The sequence below is a fragment of the Nocardioides sp. genome, from assembly GCF_044226765.1.
Lineage (GTDB): Bacteria > Actinomycetota > Actinomycetes > Propionibacteriales > Nocardioidaceae > Nocardioides.
On record NZ_JBGAGJ010000006.1, the window covers coordinates 1 to 20,885 of the forward strand.

At 71.6% G+C, this 20,885-nt stretch carries 19 protein-coding genes; 9 read left to right on the forward strand and 10 right to left on the reverse strand.

Features of this window, described 5'->3' with window-relative positions; genetic code table 11:
- Positions 1-59: 59 nt before the first annotated feature.
- Positions 60-425 carry a 2Fe-2S iron-sulfur cluster-binding protein gene (locus tag ACILRH_RS13655; protein WP_395694134.1) on the reverse strand — a complete coding sequence of 122 codons (366 nt, stop codon included), beginning with the start codon at positions 423-425 and terminating at the stop codon, positions 60-62.
- 132 nt (positions 426-557) lie between these two features.
- Between ACILRH_RS13655 and ACILRH_RS13660 the strand changes: the two genes are divergently transcribed.
- Positions 558-1,448, forward strand: a complete 891-nt coding sequence (locus ACILRH_RS13660; RefSeq protein ID WP_395694136.1) for an alpha/beta fold hydrolase — start codon at positions 558-560, stop codon at positions 1,446-1,448.
- A 2-nt stretch (positions 1,449-1,450) separates the two neighbouring features.
- The gene (locus ACILRH_RS13665) at positions 1,451-1,804 is read left to right on the forward strand and encodes a hypothetical protein (RefSeq protein ID WP_395694137.1); all 354 of its coding nucleotides are present in this window, start codon (positions 1,451-1,453) and stop codon (positions 1,802-1,804) included.
- A gap of 348 nt (positions 1,805-2,152) precedes the next feature.
- Here the strand turns inward: ACILRH_RS13665 and ACILRH_RS13670 are convergent, their stop codons facing one another.
- The 4 genes from ACILRH_RS13670 to speB form a co-directional block, all read right to left on the reverse strand.
- Entirely contained in the window at positions 2,153-3,361 is a 1,209-nt protein-coding gene (locus ACILRH_RS13670; RefSeq protein WP_395694139.1) for a saccharopine dehydrogenase family protein, read from the reverse strand.
- 123 nt (positions 3,362-3,484) lie between these two features.
- Positions 3,485-4,918, reverse strand: coding sequence for a gamma-aminobutyraldehyde dehydrogenase (locus tag ACILRH_RS13675; protein ID WP_395694141.1), 1,434 nt, complete (start codon positions 4,916-4,918; stop codon positions 3,485-3,487).
- Between the two features lie 72 nt (positions 4,919-4,990).
- Positions 4,991-6,613 carry an amidohydrolase gene (locus tag ACILRH_RS13680; RefSeq protein ID WP_395694143.1) on the reverse strand — a complete coding sequence of 541 codons (1,623 nt, stop codon included), beginning with the start codon at positions 6,611-6,613 and terminating at the stop codon, positions 4,991-4,993.
- Complete coding sequence (speB, locus tag ACILRH_RS13685; protein ID WP_395694144.1) at positions 6,613-7,614, reverse strand: agmatinase; 1,002 nt, start codon at positions 7,612-7,614, stop codon at positions 6,613-6,615. The genes ACILRH_RS13680 and speB overlap by 1 nt, the downstream gene beginning before the upstream one ends.
- A 106-nt stretch (positions 7,615-7,720) precedes the next feature.
- Between speB and ACILRH_RS13690 the strand changes: the two genes are divergently transcribed.
- Positions 7,721-9,148 carry an aspartate aminotransferase family protein gene (locus tag ACILRH_RS13690; RefSeq protein ID WP_395694145.1) on the forward strand — a complete coding sequence of 476 codons (1,428 nt, stop codon included), beginning with the start codon at positions 7,721-7,723 and terminating at the stop codon, positions 9,146-9,148.
- A gap of 496 nt (positions 9,149-9,644) precedes the next feature.
- Here the strand turns inward: ACILRH_RS13690 and ACILRH_RS13695 are convergent, their stop codons facing one another.
- Genes ACILRH_RS13695 through ACILRH_RS13710 form a run of 4 tightly spaced genes read right to left on the reverse strand, consistent with a single transcriptional unit; the run spans position 9,645 to position 13,684 of the window.
- Positions 9,645-10,448: an ABC transporter permease gene (locus tag ACILRH_RS13695; RefSeq protein ID WP_395694147.1), complete on the reverse strand. Its 804-nt coding sequence runs from the start codon at positions 10,446-10,448 to the stop codon at positions 9,645-9,647.
- Positions 10,445-11,356: an ABC transporter permease gene (locus tag ACILRH_RS13700; RefSeq protein ID WP_395694149.1), complete on the reverse strand. Its 912-nt coding sequence runs from the start codon at positions 11,354-11,356 to the stop codon at positions 10,445-10,447. The genes ACILRH_RS13695 and ACILRH_RS13700 overlap by 4 nt, the downstream gene beginning before the upstream one ends.
- Positions 11,356-12,519: an ABC transporter ATP-binding protein gene (locus ACILRH_RS13705; RefSeq protein ID WP_395694151.1), complete on the reverse strand. Its 1,164-nt coding sequence runs from the start codon at positions 12,517-12,519 to the stop codon at positions 11,356-11,358. Before ACILRH_RS13705 ends, ACILRH_RS13700 begins: the two co-directional genes overlap by 1 nt.
- Positions 12,503-13,684, reverse strand: a complete 1,182-nt coding sequence (locus ACILRH_RS13710; RefSeq protein ID WP_395694152.1) for an extracellular solute-binding protein — start codon at positions 13,682-13,684, stop codon at positions 12,503-12,505. The genes ACILRH_RS13705 and ACILRH_RS13710 overlap by 17 nt, the downstream gene beginning before the upstream one ends.
- 186 nt (positions 13,685-13,870) lie before the next feature.
- Between ACILRH_RS13710 and ACILRH_RS13715 the strand changes: the two genes are divergently transcribed.
- Positions 13,871-14,341, forward strand: a complete 471-nt coding sequence (locus tag ACILRH_RS13715; protein WP_395694154.1) for an Lrp/AsnC family transcriptional regulator — start codon at positions 13,871-13,873, stop codon at positions 14,339-14,341.
- Positions 14,326-15,741: an NAD(P)/FAD-dependent oxidoreductase gene (locus ACILRH_RS13720; protein ID WP_395694155.1), complete on the forward strand. Its 1,416-nt coding sequence runs from the start codon at positions 14,326-14,328 to the stop codon at positions 15,739-15,741. The genes ACILRH_RS13715 and ACILRH_RS13720 overlap by 16 nt, the downstream gene beginning before the upstream one ends.
- 4 nt (positions 15,742-15,745) lie before the next feature.
- Here ACILRH_RS13720 and ACILRH_RS13725 read toward each other — a convergent pair whose 3' ends face one another.
- Positions 15,746-17,239 carry a M1 family metallopeptidase gene (locus tag ACILRH_RS13725; protein ID WP_395694157.1) on the reverse strand — a complete coding sequence of 498 codons (1,494 nt, stop codon included), beginning with the start codon at positions 17,237-17,239 and terminating at the stop codon, positions 15,746-15,748.
- A 79-nt stretch (positions 17,240-17,318) separates the two neighbouring features.
- Here ACILRH_RS13725 and ACILRH_RS13730 point away from each other — a divergent pair, with 79 nt between their 5' ends.
- From ACILRH_RS13730 to ACILRH_RS13745, 4 genes are all read left to right on the forward strand, one after another.
- Positions 17,319-18,095, forward strand: a complete 777-nt coding sequence (locus ACILRH_RS13730; RefSeq protein WP_395694159.1) for a hypothetical protein — start codon at positions 17,319-17,321, stop codon at positions 18,093-18,095.
- Positions 18,092-18,685 (forward strand): rhodanese-like domain-containing protein, encoded by a 594-nt coding sequence (locus tag ACILRH_RS13735; protein WP_395694161.1) that lies wholly within the window; start codon positions 18,092-18,094, stop codon positions 18,683-18,685. Before ACILRH_RS13730 ends, ACILRH_RS13735 begins: the two co-directional genes overlap by 4 nt.
- A 218-nt stretch (positions 18,686-18,903) precedes the next feature.
- Complete coding sequence (locus ACILRH_RS13740; protein ID WP_395694163.1) at positions 18,904-19,767, forward strand: serine protein kinase RIO; 864 nt, start codon at positions 18,904-18,906, stop codon at positions 19,765-19,767.
- Between the two features lie 33 nt (positions 19,768-19,800).
- Complete coding sequence (locus ACILRH_RS13745) at positions 19,801-20,883, forward strand: LOG family protein (RefSeq protein ID WP_395694164.1); 1,083 nt, start codon at positions 19,801-19,803, stop codon at positions 20,881-20,883.
- Positions 20,884-20,885 lie beyond the last annotated feature (2 nt).

The following is a 20,885-nucleotide window of genomic DNA, read 5'->3' on the forward strand; positions in this document are numbered from 1 at the left end:
CTCCGCCAGGTCGGTGACCCGGACGTGGGCGTAGCCCATCCGCATGATCCCCACTGATCTCACTCCTTGGGTTGAGGCGCCGAGGCTGCGGCTTGCAGCCGGGACTTTTCGTTGAGGGAGCGCAGCAGTGGCTGGACGAGACGGAGCGACCCGGTCCGGAAGCGGACGGTGACGTCGCCGTCCGGGACCGCGCGACAGGTCAGGCACACGCCCTCCTGCCGCTCCTCACGGCTGAGCACCTCGTCGGCCACCGGGTGGTCGTAGGTGACGCCGCCGTCGAGCAGGTCGATCTTGCACACCCCGCAGCCGCCGCGGCGGCACCCGATCGTGTACGAGTAGCCCGCGGCGTAGAGGCCGGCCAGCACCGTCTGGCCCTCGGGCAGGTAGATCTCCTCGCCCGTCGGGTCCACGGTGACGATCGGCATCCGCCGTCCCTTCTCGTCGAAACCAAGCTGTCGACCGACAGCGTGCGACGGCCGTCACACCCCGGCGAGTGGTGTTCCTCAGGGAGGAACGGTCCGGGACCATCGACTCCGCCGCCGCACACCATGGCCGGCATGGTGACCCTCGACCCGACCGTCGACCCGACCGTCGACCCGACCGTCGACCCGACCGTCGGCGTGCCGTCGGCGCGGCCCGAGGTCGGCGCCTCGGTCGTCGCCGACGGCATCCGCACCAACTACCTCGAGGCCGGCGCCGGCCGCCCGATCGTCCTCGTGCACGGCTCGGGTCCGGGCGTGTCGGCGTACGCGAACTGGCGGCTGACCATCCCGGCACTGGCCGAGCAGCTCCGGGTGCTCGCTCCGGACATGGCCGGCTTCGGCTTCACCGAGCGGCCGGCTGACGTGCGGTACGAGCTCGCGACGTGGACCGACCAGCTGCTCGGCTTCCTCGACGCGCTGGGCCTGGAGCGGGCGAGCATCGTCGGCAACAGCTTCGGCGGTGCGATCGCGCTGGCCCTGGCCACGCAGCACCCCGACCGGGTGGACCGGCTGGTACTGATGGGCAGCGTCGGCGTCCCCTTCCCGATCACCGAGGGCCTGGACGCGGTGTGGGGCTACCAGCCGTCGCCCGAGGCGATGCGCCGGGTGCTCGACTACTTCGCGTGGTCGCGGGACCTGGTCGACGACGAGCTCGCCGAGGTCCGCTACCGGGCCAGCATCCAGCCGGGCTTCCAGGAGTCGTTCGGCTCGATGTTCCCCGCCCCTCGGCAGCGCTGGGTGGACGCGATGGTGACGCCGGACGAGGCGATCGCGGCGCTGCCGCACCGGACGCTCCTGGTCCACGGTCGCGACGACCGCGTGATCCCGCTCGCCACCTCCCTGCGCCTGCTCGACCTGGTCCCCCGCTCCCGGCTGCACGTCTTCGGGCAGTGCGGCCACTGGACCCAGATCGAGCACACTGCCGCCTTCAACCGCCTGCTGCTCGACTTCCTGACCGAGGAGTGACCATGACGACCCTGCTCGGCGATCACCCGACCGTGACCGGCGCCGTCCCGTCGTACGGCGTGGTCCGAGCCGTCGACCAGCGCACCGGCGGCTGCCGGCTCGACGTCGAGGACCCGGGCGGTGGGCGCACCTCGCTCCACGTCGCCTGTGCCCCCAGCCCCCGCGCCGCGTCGGCGCTGCGCGACGCCGGGCTGCGCCCGCTCGCCCTGCGCCTCGACGTCGACGGCTCGGACCGCCTCGCCTGCTCGGTGCTGGTCACCTCCGAGCACGGCCCGCAACGGCGCCCAGTGCCGCTCGGCACCGTCCTCGCGCTCTGTGCTGACGGCGTGCACACGGTGCTGACGCACGAGCGCTGACGGCGCTGGGGTGGTGACGTCGGCAAGACGTCATGCGGTGGGAGCCACCGGTGGCACCCACCGCATGACGTCATGGGCCCGGCTGCTCTGGGAGCACCGACCATCGGCATGAGTGTGCACCTCCCGCAGCAAGGTGCGGGAGGTTCGGTCGGTCGAGGGAAGACTGCGAGGACACACAGCTCTGAGCGGAAGCGACTCCGGTCACCCAGCGCGCCAGCCCGCTCCTCGTGGTGACGCCATCTGGACGACGTGCAGTGACCTGAGCTCTTCGCAGCCGCGGTCGGGACACCTCGGCCAGTCCGATGGGGCTGCTGCGATCCGTGTCGCTGCCGTCAGCGGCACGCGCTATCAGAGCTCCTTGATCCCCCACGGGCTGCCGTACTCGGTGAGCAGCTCGAGGAACGGCACCGCGTCGAAGGCCTCGGGGCCCAGCACGCCGACGCCGGACCAGGTGCCGCGCGCGAGCAGCTCGAGAGCGACCACGGGGTTGATCGCGGTCTGCCACACGACGCACTGGTGGCCGTACTCCTGCATGGTCCACTCGTTGTCGACGACGTGGTAGAGGTACGTCGAGCGCGGCGCGCCGTCCTTGTCCTTGCCGGTGACCCACAGGCCGGCGCACGTCTTGCCCTTCATCCGCGGGCCGACGGTCGCCGGGTCCGGGAGCACGGCCGCGACGACGTCTCGGGGTGACACCTCGACGCCCTTCACGCGCACCTTCTCGGTCGAGTCCAGGCCGAGGGTGTGCAGCACCTTGAGGATGGTGATGAACTCGTCGCCGAGGCCGTACTTGAAGGTCGCCCGCTTGCACTCGACCCACCGCGGCATGAGGAGGACCTCCTCGTGCTCCACGTTCACGCACTCGACCGGCCCGATGCCCTCGGGGAAGTCGAAGACCTCGGGCTCGGAGAACGGCGGGGTGGTGTGCCACTCCCCGTCCTGCCAGATGACCGGCGGGTTGAGGCACTCCTCGATCGTGGTCCACATCGAGAACGACGGCGCGAAGATCTCGTTGCCGTCGTCGTCGGTGACGACCAGGTTGGCGCCGTCGCGGGTGCCGAGCTCGTCGATCTCGCTGAAGAGGTGGTCGGCGGCGTACCGCGCGAACACGTCGGAGAGGCCGGGCTCGACGCCGATGCCGACCAGCGCCAGCCGACCGGCCGACTCCCAGTCCCCGGCGACCGCGAACTGCTCGTCGCCGAGCTTCACGCCGGTCTTCTCGTACGGCGCCTCGGGGTGCGGCTTCGACAGCGACATCGCCATGTCGAGGTAGTCCGCGCCGGCCGCGAACGCGCCGTCGAAGATCGACATGTTGAAGACCGGGTCGACCGCGTTCATCACGTGGGTGATCCGGTGCTCGCGACACAGGGCCGCGACAGCGTCGGCGGACGACGCGTCGACCTGCGCGGCGACGTACCGCCCGTCGTCGGCCGCCGCCCGCTCGGCGCGGGCCAGATCGTAGTCGGCGACCACGATCGCCTCGAAGAAGTCGCGGCGCGCCGCGATCGCGGCGAACGCGGCGCCGACGCCGCCGGCGCCGACCAGCAGGATTCTCATCTCGTCACTCTTCCGATCGTTGCGGTTGGTCTCGATACGCTCGCCGGCGCTCGCTACTCGACCGACGAGACCTCGGTGGTCGAGTAGGTCGTTGCGAGGAACGAGCGACGGCCGTATCGAGACCTACTCGCCGATGAAGCTCATCACGTGCTTGATCCGGGTGTAGTCCTCGAGGCCGTACATGGACAGGTCCTTGCCGTAGCCGGAGTGCTTGAACCCGCCGTGCGGCATCTCGCTGATGAACGGGATGTGGGTGTTGATCCACACGACGCCGAAGTCGAGACCGCGCGACATCCGCATGGCCCGGGCGTGGTCCTTGGTCCAGACGCTGGAGGACAGCCCGTACTCGACGCCGTTGGCCCAGCGCAGCGCCTCGGCCTCGTCGGTGAACTTCTGCACGGTCATGACGGGGCCGAAGATCTCGGTCTGGATCTGCTCGTCGTCCTGCTGGAGGCCCGACAGCACGGTCGGCTCGTAGAAGTAGCCCTGCTCGCCCTTGCGGGTGCCGCCGGTCTGGATGCTGGCGTGGTCGGGCAGCCGGTCGACCATGCCGGAGACGCGGTCGAGCTGGTTCTGGTTGTTCAGCGGCCCGTAGTAGGTCGCCTCGTCGTCGGGCATGCCGGTCGGCATCCCCTTCGCGGCCTCGGTGAGCGCGGCGACGAACTCGTCGTGGATGCCCGGGCCGACGAGCACGCGGGTGGCGGCGGTGCAGTCCTGGCCGGCGTTGAAGAGGCCGGCGCCGGCGATGCCCTCCGCGGCGGCGGCGATGTCGGCGTCGTCGAAGACGATGACCGGCGCCTTGCCACCGAGCTCGAGGTGCACGCGCTTGAGGTCGTGGGAGGCCGACTCCGCGACCTCCATGCCGGCCCGCACGGACCCGGTGATCGCGACCATCTGCGGCGTCTTGTGTGCGACCAGCGCACGGCCGGTGTCGCGGTCGCCGGTGACGACGTTGAGCACGCCGGGCGGGAGGAACTCCTGGGCGAGCTCGGCGAGCAGGGTCGAGCTCGCCGGGGTGGTGTCGCTCGGCTTGAGCACGATGGTGTTGCCGCCGGCCAGCGCCGGGGCGATCTTCCAGATCATCATCAGCAGCGGGTAGTTCCACGGCGTGACCTGGCCGACGACGCCGACCGGCTCGCGGCGGATCCACGAGGTGTGGTCGGCCATGTACTCACCGGCCGAACGGCCCTCGAGGATGCGGGAGGCGCCCGCGAAGAAGCGGAAGTGGTCCGACGCGTAGGGCATCTCCTCGCTCAGCGTGAGGCCGAGCGGCTTGCCGGTGTCCTTGGACTCCACGGCGTTGATCTCGTCGACCCGCGCCTCGATCGCGTCGGCGATCTTCAGCAGCGCCTCGGAGCGCTCCTTGGGCGTGGTGCTCCCCCACGACTCGAAGGCCGCCGCGGCCGCGGCGTACGCGCGGTCGACGTCCTCCTCGCCGGACCTCGGCGCCTGGGCGTACACCTCGCCGGTCGTGGGGTCGACGATGTCGTAGGTCTCCCCCGACGCGCTGTCGACGAGCTCACCGTTGATGACGTTCTTGAAGGTCTGGTCGGCCATGCGCGCGAGCCTAGTGGACAGGGCAACGGAATCTGTAGGGGTTCGCGGCTGCGAATGACGGATTTCGTTGATCTAGGCCGTGTAGACGGGGCTTCCCTCGATCCAGGTGGACACGACCCGGGCCGACCCGATCTCCTCGGCCGGTCCGGCGAAGGGGTCGCGGTCCACGACGACGAGGTCGGCGACCGCGCCGGGGCGCAGCACGCCGGCGGTCTGCGCGTCGCCGGGCCCGCGGCCGTTGACCCACGCCGAGCCCGACGTGTACGCCGCGAGCGCGGTCGCGAGGCCGAGCGCCTGCTCGGGGAGCAGCGCGCCCCGCCCACCGCGCTCGCTCCGGGTCACCGCGACCTCGACCGCCTGGAGCGGGTCAGGCGTGCTGACCGGCCAGTCGCTGCCCGCGACGAGCCGGGCGCCCGCGCGGTGGAGGTCGCCGAACGGGTACTGCCGGCGACTGCGCTCCTCACCCAGCACGGGCAGGGTCAGGTCGACCATCTGGTCGTCCAGGCACGCCCACAGCATCTGCAGGTTGGCGGCCACGCCCAGCTGCGCGAACCGCGGCACGTCGTCGGGGTGCACGACCTGCAGGTGCGCGACGTGGTGGCGCAGCGCCGGGTCGCTGCCCTCGAAGGCGTCGAGCGCCTCACGGACGCCGCGGTCGCCGATCGCGTGCACGTGCACCTGGAAGCCCGCGGCGTCCAGCGCTCGCACCGCGTCGCGGATCGCGTCGGCGGTCAGGAACGAGTGCCCGCTGTTGTCGGTGGGGTGGCCGCAGGGGTCGAGGTACGGCGACAGCATCGCCGCCGTGCCGTTCTCGGCCACCCCGTCCTGCATGATCTTCACGGTCGTGGCGCGGAAGCGTCCGCCGGTCATCGCCGCACGCCGGGCCGCGAGCTCCCCGACCTGGTCGGTGCCGAGCCGCCGGTCCCACCACAGCGCGCCCACGACGTGCGAGCGCAGCTCACCGCTGGCGACCGCGCGCTCGTAGGTCGACGCCGGGTCGTCCATGCCGGAGTAGGCCCCGACGATCGCGTCCTGCCACGAGGTGACACCCACCGAGTGCAGGTAGGACTGGCCGGCCAGCAGCGCCGCGTAGTACTCCGCGCCGGTGGTGCGGGGCAGGTGTCGCGCGACCAGGGCGGTCGCCCCCTCGTGGAGGGTGCCGCTCGGTCGCCCGTCGGCGTCGCGCTCGATCCTCCCGTCGGGCGGGTCCGGTGTGTGCTCGTCGACGCCCGCGAGCTCGAGCGCGCGAGCGTTGACCCAGGCCCCGTGGTGGTCGCGGTTGGGCAGGAACACGGGCCGGTCGGGCACCACCGTGTCGAGGTCGGCCGCGGTCGGGGTGCCGCCCGGGAAGGCCGGCATCGCCCAGCCGCCGCCGAGGATCCAGGGCGCGTCCGGGTGGCTGTCGGCGTACGCCCTGATGGCCGCGAGGTACTCCTCCCGCGTCCCGAGCTCCGAGAGGTCGCACCGCATCCGCTCGAGCCCACCCTGGATCGGGTGCACGTGCGCGTCGGTGAAGCCGGGCAGCAGGAGGCCGCCGGCCAGGTCGACGACCTCGACGTCCCTGCCGAGCCCCGACAGGGAGCCCGCGTCCTCCGGGACGATCGACACGATCCGGTCGCCCTCCACGACGACGGAGCCCCGACCGACGTGCCGGTGCCCGTCGAAGAGACTGCCGTTGGTGAACAGGGTCGCCATCAGCGGCCCTCGAGCAGCGGGCCCGCAGGGTCGTGGGAGATCCCGTGCTTGCGCACGGCGAGACCGGAGAGCGCCTCGAGGCAGACCCGGTTGGCCAGGTAGGCCGTGATCTCGGCGTGGTCGTAGGGCGGCGACACCTCGACGACGTCGATGCCGGCGACTGGGAGCTCGCTGCAGATCCGGCGCACGGCGTCGAGCAGCTGCCGGCTCGACAGCCCGCCCGGCTCGGGCGTGCCCGTGCCGGGCGCGTGGCCGGGGTCGCAGACGTCGATGTCGACGGAGAGGAAGACGGCGTCGCACTCGTCCAGCGCGATCTCGAACGCCTCGTCGAGGCACGCCTCGAGCCCCCGCTTGCCGATCTCGGTCATCTCGAAGGAGCGCATCCGCTGCTCGGCCATCCACCCGAGCGTCTCGGGTCCCGGCCAGTAGCCGCGCAGCCCGACCTGCAGGAACCGGTCGCCGCGCAGCGCCCCGGACTCGATCAGCCGCCGCATCGGCTGGCCGTGGCCGTAGAGCGAGCCGAACTCGATGTCGCCGGTGTCGGCGTGCGCGTCGAAGTGGATCATCGAGACCCGACCGAAGCCGAGGTGGCGCGCGACGCCGGTGGCGTCGGGCAGCGCGATGGAGTGGTCACCGCCGAGCACGAGCGGCACCGCGCCGGCCGAGGCGACCTTGAACACCGCCTCCTCGAGGGCGCCCAGCGACCGCTCGATCTCGCCGGGGGGCATCTCCACGTCGCCGGCGTCCACGACGCGCAGGTCCTGCAGGGCGTCGACACGCAGTGCGAGGTGGGGGCGCGACCCGTCGTGCGGGAGGTAGTCGGTCTGCCGGATCGCCATCGGCCCGAACCGGGTGCCGGGCCGGTGCGACGTCCCGCCGTCGAAGGGCGCCCCGACCACGACCACGTCCGCCGCCTCGAGCGCCGCCCGGTCCTCGACGTCGACGGGGTCGACGCCGAGGAAGGTGATGTCGGGTCCGAACTGCGGGCCGTAGCGGGTCATGGGGCACATCCTGTCACGCTCGAATGCTACGGATTTCGCGAAATCCGAGCGCCACGGCGACTGATTCACTTGCGCCGACCCCGGTCGACCACTCACCATGGTCCCCATGAGCGCCGACTACGACCACCTGCAGCAGGCCGCCAAGGACCACCTGTGGATGCACTTCACCCGCCACGCGTCGTACGCGCAGGCGGACGTGCCGATCATCGTGCGCGGTGAGGGCGCCTACATCTACGACGCCCAGGGCAAGCGCTACCTCGACGGCCTCGCCGGCCTGTTCGTGTCGCAGCTGGGCCACGGACGCACCGAGCTCGCCGAGGCCGCCGCCGAGCAGGCCAAGCAGCTGGCGTTCCACCCGTTGTGGTCCTACGCGCACCCGCCGGCCATCCAGCTGGCCGAGAAGATCGCGGGCTACGCGCCCGGCGACCTCAACCGCGTCTTCTTCACCAGCGGTGGCGGCGAGGCGGTCGAGACCGCGTGGAAGCTGGCCAAGAACTACTTCAAGGTCACCGGCAAGCCGATGAAGCACAAGGTCATCAGCCGCACCATCGCCTACCACGGCACCACGCAGGGGGCGCTGTCGATCACCGGCCTGCCGCTGCTCAAGCAGCAGTTCGAGCCGCTGGTGCCCTCGACGTTCCGGGTGCCCAACACCAACATCTACCGCGCTCCCCTGCACGGCGACGACCCCGAGACGTTCGGTCGCTGGGCGGCCGACCAGATCGCGGTCGCGATCGAGAACGAGGGCCCCGACACCGTCGCCGCCGTCTTCCTCGAGCCGGTGCAGAACGCCGGTGGCTGCTTCCCGCCTCCGCCCGGCTACTTCCAGCGGGTGCGCGAGATCTGCGACGAGTACGACGTGCTGCTGGTCTCCGACGAGGTCATCTGCGCCTTCGGCCGCCTGGGGCACATGTTCGGCTCGGAGCGCTACGGCTACCAGCCCGACATGATCACCTGCGCCAAGGGCATCACCTCCGGCTACGCACCGCTCGGCGCGATGATCGCCAGCGACCGGCTGATGGAGCCGTTCGCCGGTGCGGCCCACCACGACCACCAGGAGCACATCCCGCCGGGCGCCCGCGCCGAGCACGGCTCGGACGCGATGTTCGCCCACGGGTACACCTTCGGCGGCCACCCGGTCTCGACGGCGGTCGCGCTGAAGAACCTGGAGATCTTCGAGGAGGAGAAGGTCCTCGAGCACGTCCGCTCGACCGAGGGCGCCTTCCGCGCCACCCTCGAGCGGCTGCTCGACCTGCCGATCGTCGGCGACGTCCGCGGCGACGGCTACTTCTACGGGATCGAGCTGGTCAAGGACAAGGCCACCCGCGAGACGTTCAGCGACGAGGAGTGCGAGCGGATCCTCTTCGGCTTCGTGTCCAAGCAGCTGTTCGCCGAGGGCCTCTACTGCCGGGCCGACGACCGTGGCGACCCGGTCATCCAGCTCTCCCCGCCGCTCATCTGCGACCAGCAGCACTTCGACGAGATGGAGCAGATCCTGCGCATCGTCCTCGACAAGGCCCACTCGATGCTCTGACCCGCGCCTGCCCGTCGGGACGGCAGAGGACCCGGCGGGGCTGCTTCGGGCCGCGGAGGACGTCGTACGAGGTGGTCGCTCCGACGACCACCCCGGATGACCTCCCCACCCCACCCCCGCGACGTCATACGACCCGGTCGCCCCCGCAACCACCCCGTCTGACGTCCCCGCCCGGCCCCCAGAACGTCAGACGACCCGGTCGCTGGGACGACCACCCCGGATGACCTCCCCGCCCCACCGCCGGGACGTCATACGACCCGGTCGTCCCCGCGACCACCCCGGATGACGTCCCCCAGGGGGCGGCGGCGGCGGACTCAGCAGGGCGCGCGCTGCCGGCGGCGCGGCTCGGGGTCACCGCTGCCGCAGGTTCATCACGGGATGCAGGCGGACCGACACCTCCCACGGCCTGCCCACCATGGGATGTGCAGGTTCACCACCACACCATGGTGAAACGGCGACGCGCGGGACCGCAGCGGTCCCGCGCCCCGCGGTCGGCTCAGGAGAGCGCGCGCTGGCGGCGGCGGGAGTTGACCTCGCCGGTCACCACGATGAGCACCGAGATCACGAACATCACGGTGCCGACGACGTTGACCTGCATGGGTACGCCGCGCTGGGCGGCGCCCCACACGAACATCGGGAAGGTCGTCGTCGTGCCGGCGTTGAGGTTGGTGATGATGAAGTCGTCGAAGGACAGCGAGAAGCTGAGCAGCGCCGCGCCCAGGATGCCCGGGAAGACCAGCGGGAAGGTGACCCGCCAGAAGGTCTGCTGCGGCGTCGCGTAGAGATCCATCGCGGCCTGCTCGAGGTTGTCGTCCATGCCCGCCAGGCGCGAGCGCACCGTGACGATCACGAACGACAGGCAGAACATCACGTGCGCCACGAAGATCGTCCAGAAGCCGAGCTTGCCACCGAGGCCGGACGCCACGAAGAGGGCGAGGAGCGAGGAGCCCATCACGATCTCGGGCGAGGCCATCGGCAGGAAGATGAGCACGTTGCTCGACGACCGGCCGACGAACTGGTGGCGCACCAGCGCGAACGCGGCCAGCGTGCCGAGGATCGTGGCGACCAACGTGGCCAGCAGGCCGATCTCGATGCTGCGCCCGACCGCGGAGCACATCCCCTCGGGGGCGCAGGGGTGCAGCCAGTTGTCCAGGGTGAACCCGTCGAACTGGTAGACGTTGCGGCTCGCGGGCGCGTTGAAGCTCATCAGCACCACGACGGCGATCGGGACGAACGTGTACGCCAGCACCCCGAGCCCGAGGACGAGGACGAGGTTGTCGCGCACCCACCGCCCGATCACAGCAGCTCCTCCGTCCCGGCCCGGCGCACGTAGACGAGCACCATGGCGACGATCAGGGCCATCAGGATCACCGAGAGCGCCGCGGCGGCCGGGTAGTCGTTCGCGTCGGTGAACAGGCTCTGGATGACCGCGCCCACGACACGGGTGTTGGTGTTGCCGAGCAGCGTGGCGTTGATGTAGTCACCGACGGCCGGGATGAAGGTCAGCAGCGTGCCGGACACCACGCCCGGGAGCGAGAGCGGCCAGGTCACCTTGAAGAAGCCGACGAACGGGTTCGCGTAGAGGTCGCTGGACGCCTCGATCAGGCGGTGGTCGATCTTGTCGATGCTCGCGAAGAGCGGCAGCACCATGAACGGCAGGAAGTTGTAGGTCAGCCCCGCGACGACGGCTATCGGCGTGGCCAGCAGGCGCCCGTCCGGCCCGAGCAGGTGCAGGAACTGCAGCGTGTTCACCACGAAGCCGTCGTCGGCCAGGATCAGCTTCCACGCGAGCGTGCGGACCAGGAAGCTGGTGAAGAACGGGGCGATCACCAGGACCAGCATCAGGTTCTTCCACCGCCCGGCCTTGAAGGCGATGGCGTAGGCCAGCACGTAGCCGAGCACGAGGCAGAAGAACGTCGCCAGGCCGGCGTACCAGAGCGCCCGCACGAGCGGGCCCCAGTAGTCCTTGATGGCGTTGCTGTAGTTGCTCCACTCGTAGGTCATCTCGTAGCCGCGGAAGTCGGACCCGGCCGGATCGTAGAGGCTCGTCGCGAGCAGGGAGTAGAGCGGCAGGATGAAGAAGACGATCAGCCAGGCCGCGGCGGGCAGCAGCAGCAGGTAGCCCAGGTAGCCGCGCCGACGCCCCGACTCCGCCGTGGCCGGCGCGTGGAGCACGGCGACCTCGGCGGCCTCGGCGGTGCTCGCCATCAGTCGTCGCCCAGCTGCGCGCCGGCCGACGCGTCCTGGGCATGGTCGAGCAGGAACGCGTACTCCGGGCGCCAGCTCAGCTCGACCGGCTCACCGGTGCGGAAGAGCCGGCGGTGGCCGGTGTTCTGCTGGAAGACCTGGAGCTCCTGGCCCCACGGCATCCGCACGAGGTACTGCGTGCTGACGCCCACGAAGCTGACGTCGCTCACCACGCCACCGGGGATCGAGTTGCCCGGGGCGTCGAGCACCTCGCCGGGCTCACCGATCAGCACCTTCTCGGGTCGGATGCCGATCCAGCCCTCGTCGCCCTCGGCGTGAGACCGCGAGGTCGGGATCGAGACGTCGACCCCGTGCATGTCGACGGTGACGACGTCGGCCGCGCGCGCCTTGATCGTCCCGCCGATCAGGTTGGACTGGCCCAGGAAGTTGGCGACGAACGTCGTGCGCGGGTTCTCGTAGAGCTCGGCCGGGGCGCCCATCTGCTCGATGACGCCCGCGTTCATCACCGCGACGGTGTCGGCCATCGTCATGGCCTCCTCCTGGTCGTGGGTGACGTGGATGAAGGTGAGGCCGACCTCGGTCTGGATCCGCTTGAGCTCGATCTGCATGGACCGGCGCAGCTTCAGGTCGAGGGCGCCGAGCGGCTCGTCGAGGAGGAGCACCTCGGGCTTGTTGATCAACGCCCGGGCCAGGGCAACGCGCTGCTGCTGGCCGCCGGAGAGCTGGGTCGGCTTCTTGCGCGCCTGGGTGGTCAGCTCGACCAGGTCGAGCATGTCGCGCACCTGGGTGTCGATGTCCTTGACCTTGCGGCGCTTGAGGCCGAAGGCGACGTTCTCGTGGATGTCGAGGTGCGGGAAGAGCGCGTAGCTCTGGAAGACCGTGTTGACCGGCCGCTTGTAGGGCTTGGCGTAGGTGATGTCGTTCCCGGCCAGCGTGATCGAGCCCGACGTGGGCGTCTCCAGGCCGGCCACCATCCGCAGCGTCGTCGTCTTGCCGCAGCCCGAGGGGCCGAGCAGCGCGAAGAACGAGCCGCGCGGCACGTCCAGGTCGAGGTCGTCGACGGCGGTGAACGCACCGAACGACTTGGTGACGCTGGTCAGCCGCAGGCCGTCGTATGACGCGCCGGCCGCGGTGGCCTCCTCCAGGTCAGCCGCCTGTGACATCGGCCCAGTCTCCTTCGTACTCGATCTGCTGCTGGTCGTCGAGGGGCATGAAGTCGAAGGTCACCGACAGCGTCTCGTCGTCGGGGAAGATCAGCTGGTTGTCGACCAGCGACGGATCGATCTTCTCCATCTCCTGCTGGGCGCCCTTGACCGGACAGATGTAGTTGACGTAGGCGGCGAGCTTCGCCGCCACCGCGGGCTCGTAGTAGTAGTTGATCCACTTCTCGGCGTTGGCCTTGTGGGTCGCGAGGTTGGGGATGAGCATGTTGTCGCTCCAGAGCGACAGACCCTCCTCCGGGGCCACGAACTTGATGTCGGGGTTGTCGAACTGCAGCTGGATGACGTCACCGGACCAGGCCTCACACGCGAGGATGTTGCCGGCCGCCAGGTCCTGCGTGTACTCGTTGCCGGTGAAGGCGCGGATCTGGCCGCCGCGCACGACCTTCTTCAGCTCGTCGAGCGCCACCTGCCACTCGTCGTCGGTGAACTGCTCCGGCTCGGCCCCGGTCACCTTGAGCATGAAGCCCATCGTGTCCCGCATCTCCGAGAGCAGCGTGACCCTGCCCTTGAGGTCGGAGCGGGTGAGGAGCTCCTCGAAGCTCCCGACCTCGCCGGTCTTCGACGCGTTGTAGGCGATGCCGGTCAGGCCGGTCTGCCACGGCGCGTGGAAGGTCAGGTCCTTGTCCCACTGCCGGTTGCGCAGCGGGTCGATCAGGTTGTCCTGGAGGTTGGGCACGTTCGCCTTGTCCAACGGCTGGATCCAGCCCAGGCCGATCATCCGCGCGGCCATCCAGTCGGTCAGCACCATCATGTCGCGGTCGACGGGCTGGCAGGAGCCGAGCTGGTTGCGGACCTTGGCGTAGAACTCGGAGTTGTCGTTGACGTCGTCGGTGTAGTGCACCGTGATGCCGGTCTCGCGCTCGAAGGTCTGGAACGTCCCGTCGGACTTCTTGCGCGGGTCGATGTAGGCCGGCCAGTTGGAGATGATCAGCTCCTTCTGGCTGTCCGACAGGTCGGTCGCGCGGCAGGTGGCCGGGTCCTGCTGGGCGCCGGCGGTCGAGAAGAAGGGCAGCTTCAGGGCGGCCAGGCTGACGCCCGCGAAGGCCACGGCGCCGCCTCCCTTGAGGAGGCCCCGGCGGGAGATCCCGGGCGAGTCCGGCGGCATGCGGCTCCTTCCGCTGAGGCGGGCCGGACGACGTGTCCGGTCCATCGGCAAGCCATCGGATCGTGCCACGAGAACGGCGGTCGAACAAGGGATCCCGCAGATCCGAAACATCCTCGCAACGAAATCCTTCGCTCCACGCCCCGGAAACCTTTGACCGCCGTGCTCTCGGTGAGGAACCATGCCGCCATGACGAGGAAGTCCGGGCGCCCCTCCCAGCTCGACGAGGTGTCCAAGGCCATTATCGAGCAGCTGCAGCAGGACGGGCGTCGCTCCTACGCCGCCATCGGCAAGGTCGTCGGCCTCTCCGAGGCGGCGGTGCGCCAGCGGGTCCAGCGGCTGATCGAGAGCGGCGTGATGCAGGTCGTCGCCGTCACCGACCCGCTCGAGCTCGGCTTCGCCCGGCAGGCGATGGTCGGCATCCGGGTCACCGGTGCCCTCGAGCCGGTCGCCGACCGGCTCGCGGACCTCGACGAGGTCGACTACGTCGTGGTCACCGCGGGGTCCTACGACCTGCTCGTGGAGGTCGTGTGCGAGAGCGACGAGCACCTGCTGGAGCTGATCTCCGACCGGATCCGGGCGATCGACGGCGTTGCGTCGACCGAGACCTTCATGTACCTGCGGCTGCGCAAGCAGACCTACTCGTGGGGTGTGCGCTGAGCCGCGCACCCGCCCCCCACCGGCCCGACCCCCACTGGGAGCGGCTCTCCCTCTGGCACGACACCGTCCGCACCGACTGGAGCCCGCGGCCGGCGCTCGACGGGGACACCGCGGCCGACGTCGCGATCGTCGGCGCCGGGTTCACCGGGCTGTGGACCGCCTACTACCTCGCCGAGGCCGACCCGGCCCTGCGCATCGTCGTGCTCGAGGCCGAGACGGCCGGGTTCGGCGCGAGCGGCCGCAACGGCGGCTGGTGCTCGGCCCTCTTCCCCGCCTCCCTGCCCACCCTGGCGGCGCTCGCCGGCCGGGACGCAGCCACGGCCCAGCACCGCGCGATGCGCGAGACCGTCGACGAGGTCGCCCGTGCCGCGCTGGCCGAGGGCATCGACGCCGACATCGCCAAGGGCGGCACCGTCGTGCTCGCCCGCAGCCGCGCCCAGTGGCGGCGGGCCCGGGCCGAGGTCGCGGCGGCGCGGGAGTGGGGCCGTGGCGAGGACGACCTGCGGCTGCTGGACCGCGCCGAGGCCACGGCCGCGCTGCGGGGCAGCCGGACCGTCGGGGCGACGTACACCCCCGACTGCGCGGCGGTGCACCCGGCGAAGCTGGCGCGCGGCCTGGCCGACGCCGTCGAGCGCCGGGGCGTGACCATCCACGAGCGCACCCGCGTCGAGGCGATCGAGCCCGGCCACGTGGCGACCGGCACCGGGGTCGTCCGGGCGCGGACCGTCGTCCGGGCGACCGAGGGCTACACCGCGGCGCTCCCGGGTCACTCCCGGTCGGTCATCCCCGTCTACTCCCTGGTGATCGCGACCGAGCCGCTGTCCACCTCGACCTGGGACGAGATCGGGCTGGGACGCCGCGAGACGTTCAGCGACCACCGCCACCTCATCGTCTACGGACAGCGCACCGCCGACGACCGGCTGGTCTTCGGCGGCCGCGGTGCGCCGTACCACCTCGGGTCTCGGATCCGACCCGAGTACGACCACGACGAGCAGGTGTTCGCCCGGCTCTACGCCACGCTGGTCGACCTGTTCCCGGTGCTGGCCGGGACCCGGGTCACCCACGCGTGGGGCGGTCCGCTCGGGATCCCCCGCGACTGGTGCGCCTCGGTCGGGCTGGACCGGGAGACCGGCCTGGCCTGGGCCGGGGGGTACGTCGGCGACGGCGTGAGCACGACGAACCTGGCCGGTCGCACCCTGCGGGACCTGGTGCTGGGTCGTGACACCGAGCTGACCAGGCTGCCCTGGGTCGGACACCGCTCCCCCGCCTGGGAACGGGAGCCGCTGCGCTGGCTGGGGGTCAACGTGGGGCTGCGCGCGATGACGCTTGCCGACGCGGAGGAGCGGGTGACCCGCCTGCCCAGCCTGGCGGCGAGGGCGGTCGCGCCGCTGCTGGGGTAGCCGGCTACCCCAGGCCGTTGGCGGCGGTGTCGGCCGGCTTGGTCGGACTGTGGAGCCACGCCTCGAAGAAGCCGTCGAGGTCCTGGCCGCTGACGGTCTCGGCAAGGGCCTCGAAGCGCTCGGTCGAGCCGGTGCTGCCGGCCCGGGTCGCGGCCCACGTGCCGAGCAGCTCGAAGAAGTCGTCGTCGCCGATGACGTCGCGCAACGCCTGCAGGGCCATCGCGCCCCGGTCGTAGACGAAGCTGGCGAAGATCGGGCCGACGCAGCCCTGGTGGTCGGGGCAGGGGTCCGCGACCTGGTGGGCCCAGAAGCCGTCGCCGGCATCCGTGGCGTCGTAGTAGGAGCGCAGCCACTGCCGGGCGGTCGAGCCGCCGTGGGTCTCGGCGTAGTACTGCTCCATGAAGGTGGCGAAGCCCTCGTTGAGCCAGATGTCGCGCCAGCGGTGCACCGCCACCGAGTCGCCGAACCACTGGTGGGCCAGCTCGTGGACGACCGTGCTGACCGCGCCCGGTCCGTCGCCCATGAACGGATAGGTGGGCCGGGTCTGGTTCTCCAGGGCGAAGCCGGGGTCCAGGGCGGTGGTCAGGCCGCCACTGGTCGAGAACGGGTAGGGACCGATCACCGTCTCCAGCCAGTGCAGCAGCGCCGGGGTCCGCTTCATCAGGCCCATCGCCGCCTGCTGCGACGAGGCCGGCAGCGACCGGGAGACAGCGACCAGCCACGGACGACCGTCGGCCCTCCCCTGGGCGACGGCGTACCGGCCGGCCGCGAAGAAGGCGAGGTACGGCACCATCGGCTCGTCCGAGCGCCAGGTCGTCGTCGCCAGGCCGTTCCCGCGGTCGACCCGGGCGGTCCGGCGGCCGTTGGAGATCACCTGGAGGTCGCGGGGCACCGTGATGGAGACGGTCAGCCGCGCCTTGTCCTGCGGATGGTCGTTGGCTGGGAACCACCAGGGCGCCATGTGCGGCTGGTTCATCGCGACGACCTCCCCGCTGTCGGCGAGCCAGTTCGACTCCCCGGCGTAGGTGTAGTCGCCGGGACGGCCGGCGTACCGGACCACGACCCGCACCGTCTGGCCCGCGGCGAGCGCCCGGGTGATCGACAGCTCGTGGTAGCGGTGCTGGTCGAAGCGGGCCCGTCGACCCTCGACCGTCACCGCCGAGACCGGGAGGAGGAAGTCGAGGTCGAAGCCGGAGAGCGCCTGGGTCGCGCGCAGTCGCAGGGCGGTCCAGCCGGACAGCTGACCGGTGTCGAAGCGGTAGCGGTCGTGGACGTCGTAGGAGATCACGTTGATCCCGCCGTTGCCGTCGAGCGGGAAGTAGGGGTCACCGATCCCGGCGGACCCGTGGGGAGCCGAGCGATGCCGCGGGCCGTCGTCCGAGCCGGGGGTGGCCCCGCCGGCAGCACCGCCGGCAGCCGCGCCGGCAGCCGCGCCGGCAGCGAGGAGAGCGAGCACCACGGGTACGGCGGCGAGGCTGAGCACGCGGCGTCGGATCACCCGGCGAAACCTAGCCGACCACCACTTCTGTGCTATAACTCGAGTAAGTCAATCGACTTTTGATAATGGGGAGGTCGGCATGGAGGTCGTGACGCTCGAGGTGCCGGCCCTCGGCAACCGCACCCACCTGGTCCACGACGGGTCCCGGGCCCTGGTGGTCGACCCGCCCCGCGACGTGTCGGACGTCGAGAGGGTGGCCGAGCAGGCGCAGGTCGAGATCGCCGCCGTGGCCGACACGCACGTGCACAACGACTACGTCTCCGGTGCGCTGGCCCTCGCCCGGCGGCACGGCGCCGACTACCTGCTGGCGGCCGACGAGCCGGTCGAGTTCGAGCGGCTGGGCGTCCGCGGGGGCGACGTGGTCCCCGTCGGCCGCCTCGACGTCAGCGTGCTGGCGACGCCGGGGCACACGCGTCACCACCAGGCCTTCCTCGTGCGCTCGCACGACGAGCTGGACCGGCCCGGGGCACTGTTCAGCGGGGGCAGCCTCCTGCGCGGCACCGTGGGCCGCACCGACCTCGTCGACGAGCGGCTGACCGCCGAGCTCGCCGGCCGGCAGTGGGCCAGCGCCCGGCTGCTCGGCGCACTCGACCCCGCGACGACGCTGCACCCGACCCACGGGTTCGGCAGCTTCTGCGCCGGTGCGACGACGGCCGCCACCGGCGCCGGGGGCACTATCGGCGACGAGCGGGTGGCCAACCCGGCACTCACCACCGACCGGGACCGGTTCGTCGCCGAGCTGGTGGCCGGCTACGGGCCGTACCCGCGCTACTACCCGCACATGGCTCCCCTCAACCGGGCCGGGTCGGCCGGGCCCGCCCCCGGCCGACCCGGCCCGTCACCGCCGCCGAGGTGACCGACGCGGTCCTGGCCGGCACCTGGGTGGTCGACCTGCGGCGGCGCACCTCGTTCAGCCGGGGCCACCTGCCCGGCACGGTGAGCATGGAGTACGGCACCCAGTTCGCGACGTACGTCGGCTGGCTGGTCCCGTGGGAGGACGAGCTCGTCCTGCTGTGCGACGACCCCGAGGACCTCGGGTCCGCTCTGCGGGACCTGGCGGCGATCGGGATGGACGGCCCGCGGACCCACCTGCTGGACGTCGCCACGCCGCTGCCCGCGACCTACCGGCGCGCGGACTGGGCGGCGTTCCGGGACGAGGTGGCGCAGGCGCCCGTCGCCCCCGTCGTCGTCGACGTCCGGCAGCGCGACGAGCACGACCAGGAGCACCTGCCGGGCAGTCTCAACCTGCCGGTGCAGGACGTCGACCTCCGGGGTGCCGACCTACCCCCCGGCGAGCTCTGGGTGCACTGCCGGTCCGGCTACCGGGCCGGCATCGCCGCGAGCATCCTCCACCGGATGGGGCGTCGGGTGGTCCACGTCGACGACGCCTGGGAGCGGGTCGCCGAGCTGGCGATCCCGACCACCACCGGAGGCGTGGCCGCCTGAGCCCGCCGTCCCCCTGACCGACGCCCCGCCCGGGTGCACCCCCTGGGCGGGGCGTCGATGCGTAAACCGGTTGCGACCGCGCCCGGCGACGGTCGAGGCTGGTCGCAGCGCCCGGGCCGACCGGGCGCCCGAGGAGAGGAGCCGTGACATGTCCACGACTGTCCGTGGCCTGCCCGCAGCAGCCCGCCCCCTCTCTTCTCCCTGGAGCATCTGTACCGATGACCGACCTCTCTCGTCCCCGACCCGACCTCGGGGGGATTGACCCCACCTTCGTCTTCGACTTCGAGGTCGCTGACGACCTCGACGACGACCAGCGCTGGTCCACCTGGCTCGACGTGGAGCCCCTGTGCCGCGGCCCGGAGCCCCGCCCCGACTGGGTGGTGACGTCGCAGGCCGCCGTCGACACCGAGCTCGGTGTCCTCAAGACCGGCAAGGAGGCCGACGCGTTCCTGCTGGAACGCGCCGTCCCCGGCTCGGACGCCCCGGGCTCGTCGGTCGTGATGGTGGCCAAGCGCTACCGCGGTGCCGAGCACCGCGACTTCCACCGCTCGGCCGCCTACACCGCTGGGCGCAAGGTCCGCAACACCCGCGACAACCGGGCGATGGCGAAGAAGTCCGCGCACGGGCGCGCCGTCGCGGCCGGGCAGTGGGCCTGGGCGGAGTGGACCGCGCTGGTGCGCTGCCACCAGCTCGGTCTCGCGGTCCCCTACCCCGTGCAGGTCGACGGCACCGAGCTGCTGATGGAGTGGATCACCCAGGACGGCGAGACCGCGCCGCGCCTGGCCCAGACGCGTCCCGACCGGGCGCTGCTGACGGCCTACTTCGAGCAGCTGCGCGAGTTCCTCGCAGAGCTGGCGCGCCACGGCCTGGTGCACGGCGACCTCTCCCCGTACAACGTCCTCGCGGCCGGGGACCGGCTGGTCGTGATCGACCTGCCGCAGATGGTCGACCTGGTCGGCAACCCGGAGGGCCTGGACTTCCTCCTGCGCGACTGCACCAACGTGTGCAGCTGGTTCCGGGCGCGCGGGCTGGAGGCCGACGAGCACGCGCTGTACGGCGACCTGCTCGCGCACGCCTTCTGAAGGGGCCGCGCCCGGTCCCTCTAGAGTCGCGGCGTGAAGCGCTCCCGCGGCCGGCTGGTCCACGTCGAGACCCTCGAGGAGCTCGACCGCCGGCTGGCTGCGGGAGCCACCTCGCTGCGTGGGTGGCGGGTGCGCGGGGTCGACCTGACCGGTCGACACGACACGCTCGCGGCGGTCAGCACCTCGGGCGCGACCTTCCTCGCCTGCCGCTTCGCGCCCGGCGACGAGGACCTGGTCCGAGCCGGCGGCGGACTCGTCCTGCAGGTGCCCGACGACGCGCCGGTCGAGCCCCGCCAGGCGCTGTACACCGCCGACGAGCTCTACGACTCGCGCCGCTACGCCGACTCCCTGGACGCCCGCGCCTACGCCTGGTCGCAGCGTCCCTTCGGCGCCGACGACGCGCTGGCGCGGGCCCTGCACGACCACACGATCGACCTCGCGCTGGACGACTGGACCGAGGGCCGGCACCTGGTGGGCGTCATGGGGGGCCACCGGCTCGACCGGGACCACCCCGGGTACGCCGACGCGGCGCGGCTGGGTGCCGCGCTGGGCCGGGACGCGGTCGTGGCGACCGGCGGCGGGCCGGGCGCGATGGAGGCGGCCAACCTCGGCGGCCGGTTCGCCCACCGGGCCGACGACCTCGACGAGGCGGTCGCGCTGCTCGCCGAGGTGCCGTCGTACCGCCCGTCGGTGGACGCGTGGGTCCGGCGCGCCCGCGCGGTCCTCGACCGGTTCCCGGCAGCCGACGACACGCTCGGGATCCCGACCTGGCACTACGGGCACGAACCTCCGAACGCCTTCGCCACCGCGATCGCGAAGTACTTCCGCAACTCGACCCGCGAGGCGATCCTCCTCCAGGTCTGCGACGCCGGGATCGTGTTCCTGCCGGGCGCGGGCGGCACGGTGCAGGAGGTCTTCCAGGACGCGTGCGAGAACTACTACGCCGAGGAGACCGCAGTCGCGCCGATGGTGCTGCTCGGCGCCCGGTACTGGACCGAGACGCTCCCGGCGTGGCCGCTCCTACAGCGGCTGGCGCGTGGCAAGCCGATGGAGCCGCACGTGCACCTGGTCGACGCGGTCGACGAAGCTGTGGACCTGCTGATTTCCGGGACGTGAAC

Bases quoted from the DNA above. Each gene is read 5' to 3' on its own strand.
- ACILRH_RS13665 (WP_395694137.1), top strand. From the start codon at position 1,451: ATGACGACCCTGCTCGGCGATCACCCGACCGTGACCGGCGCCGTCCCG.
- ACILRH_RS13710 (WP_395694152.1), bottom strand. From the start codon at position 13,684: ATGCCGCCGGACTCGCCCGGGATCTCCCGCCGGGGCCTCCTCAAGGGA.
- ACILRH_RS13730 (WP_395694159.1), top strand. From the start codon at position 17,319: ATGGAGGTCGTGACGCTCGAGGTGCCGGCCCTCGGCAACCGCACCCAC.
- ACILRH_RS13715 (WP_395694154.1), top strand. From the start codon at position 13,871: ATGACGAGGAAGTCCGGGCGCCCCTCCCAGCTCGACGAGGTGTCCAAG.
- ACILRH_RS13655 (WP_395694134.1), bottom strand. From the start codon at position 425: ATGCCGATCGTCACCGTGGACCCGACGGGCGAGGAGATCTACCTGCCC.
- ACILRH_RS13680 (WP_395694143.1), bottom strand. From the start codon at position 6,613: ATGGCGACCCTGTTCACCAACGGCAGTCTCTTCGACGGGCACCGGCAC.
- speB (WP_395694144.1), bottom strand. From the start codon at position 7,614: ATGACCCGCTACGGCCCGCAGTTCGGACCCGACATCACCTTCCTCGGC.
- ACILRH_RS13670 (WP_395694139.1), bottom strand. From the start codon at position 3,361: ATGAGAATCCTGCTGGTCGGCGCCGGCGGCGTCGGCGCCGCGTTCGCC.
- ACILRH_RS13740 (WP_395694163.1), top strand. From the start codon at position 18,904: ATGACCGACCTCTCTCGTCCCCGACCCGACCTCGGGGGGATTGACCCC.
- ACILRH_RS13705 (WP_395694151.1), bottom strand. From the start codon at position 12,519: ATGTCACAGGCGGCTGACCTGGAGGAGGCCACCGCGGCCGGCGCGTCA.
- ACILRH_RS13675 (WP_395694141.1), bottom strand. From the start codon at position 4,918: ATGGCCGACCAGACCTTCAAGAACGTCATCAACGGTGAGCTCGTCGAC.
- ACILRH_RS13700 (WP_395694149.1), bottom strand. From the start codon at position 11,356: ATGGCGAGCACCGCCGAGGCCGCCGAGGTCGCCGTGCTCCACGCGCCG.
- ACILRH_RS13690 (WP_395694145.1), top strand. From the start codon at position 7,721: ATGAGCGCCGACTACGACCACCTGCAGCAGGCCGCCAAGGACCACCTG.
- ACILRH_RS13660 (WP_395694136.1), top strand. From the start codon at position 558: ATGGTGACCCTCGACCCGACCGTCGACCCGACCGTCGACCCGACCGTC.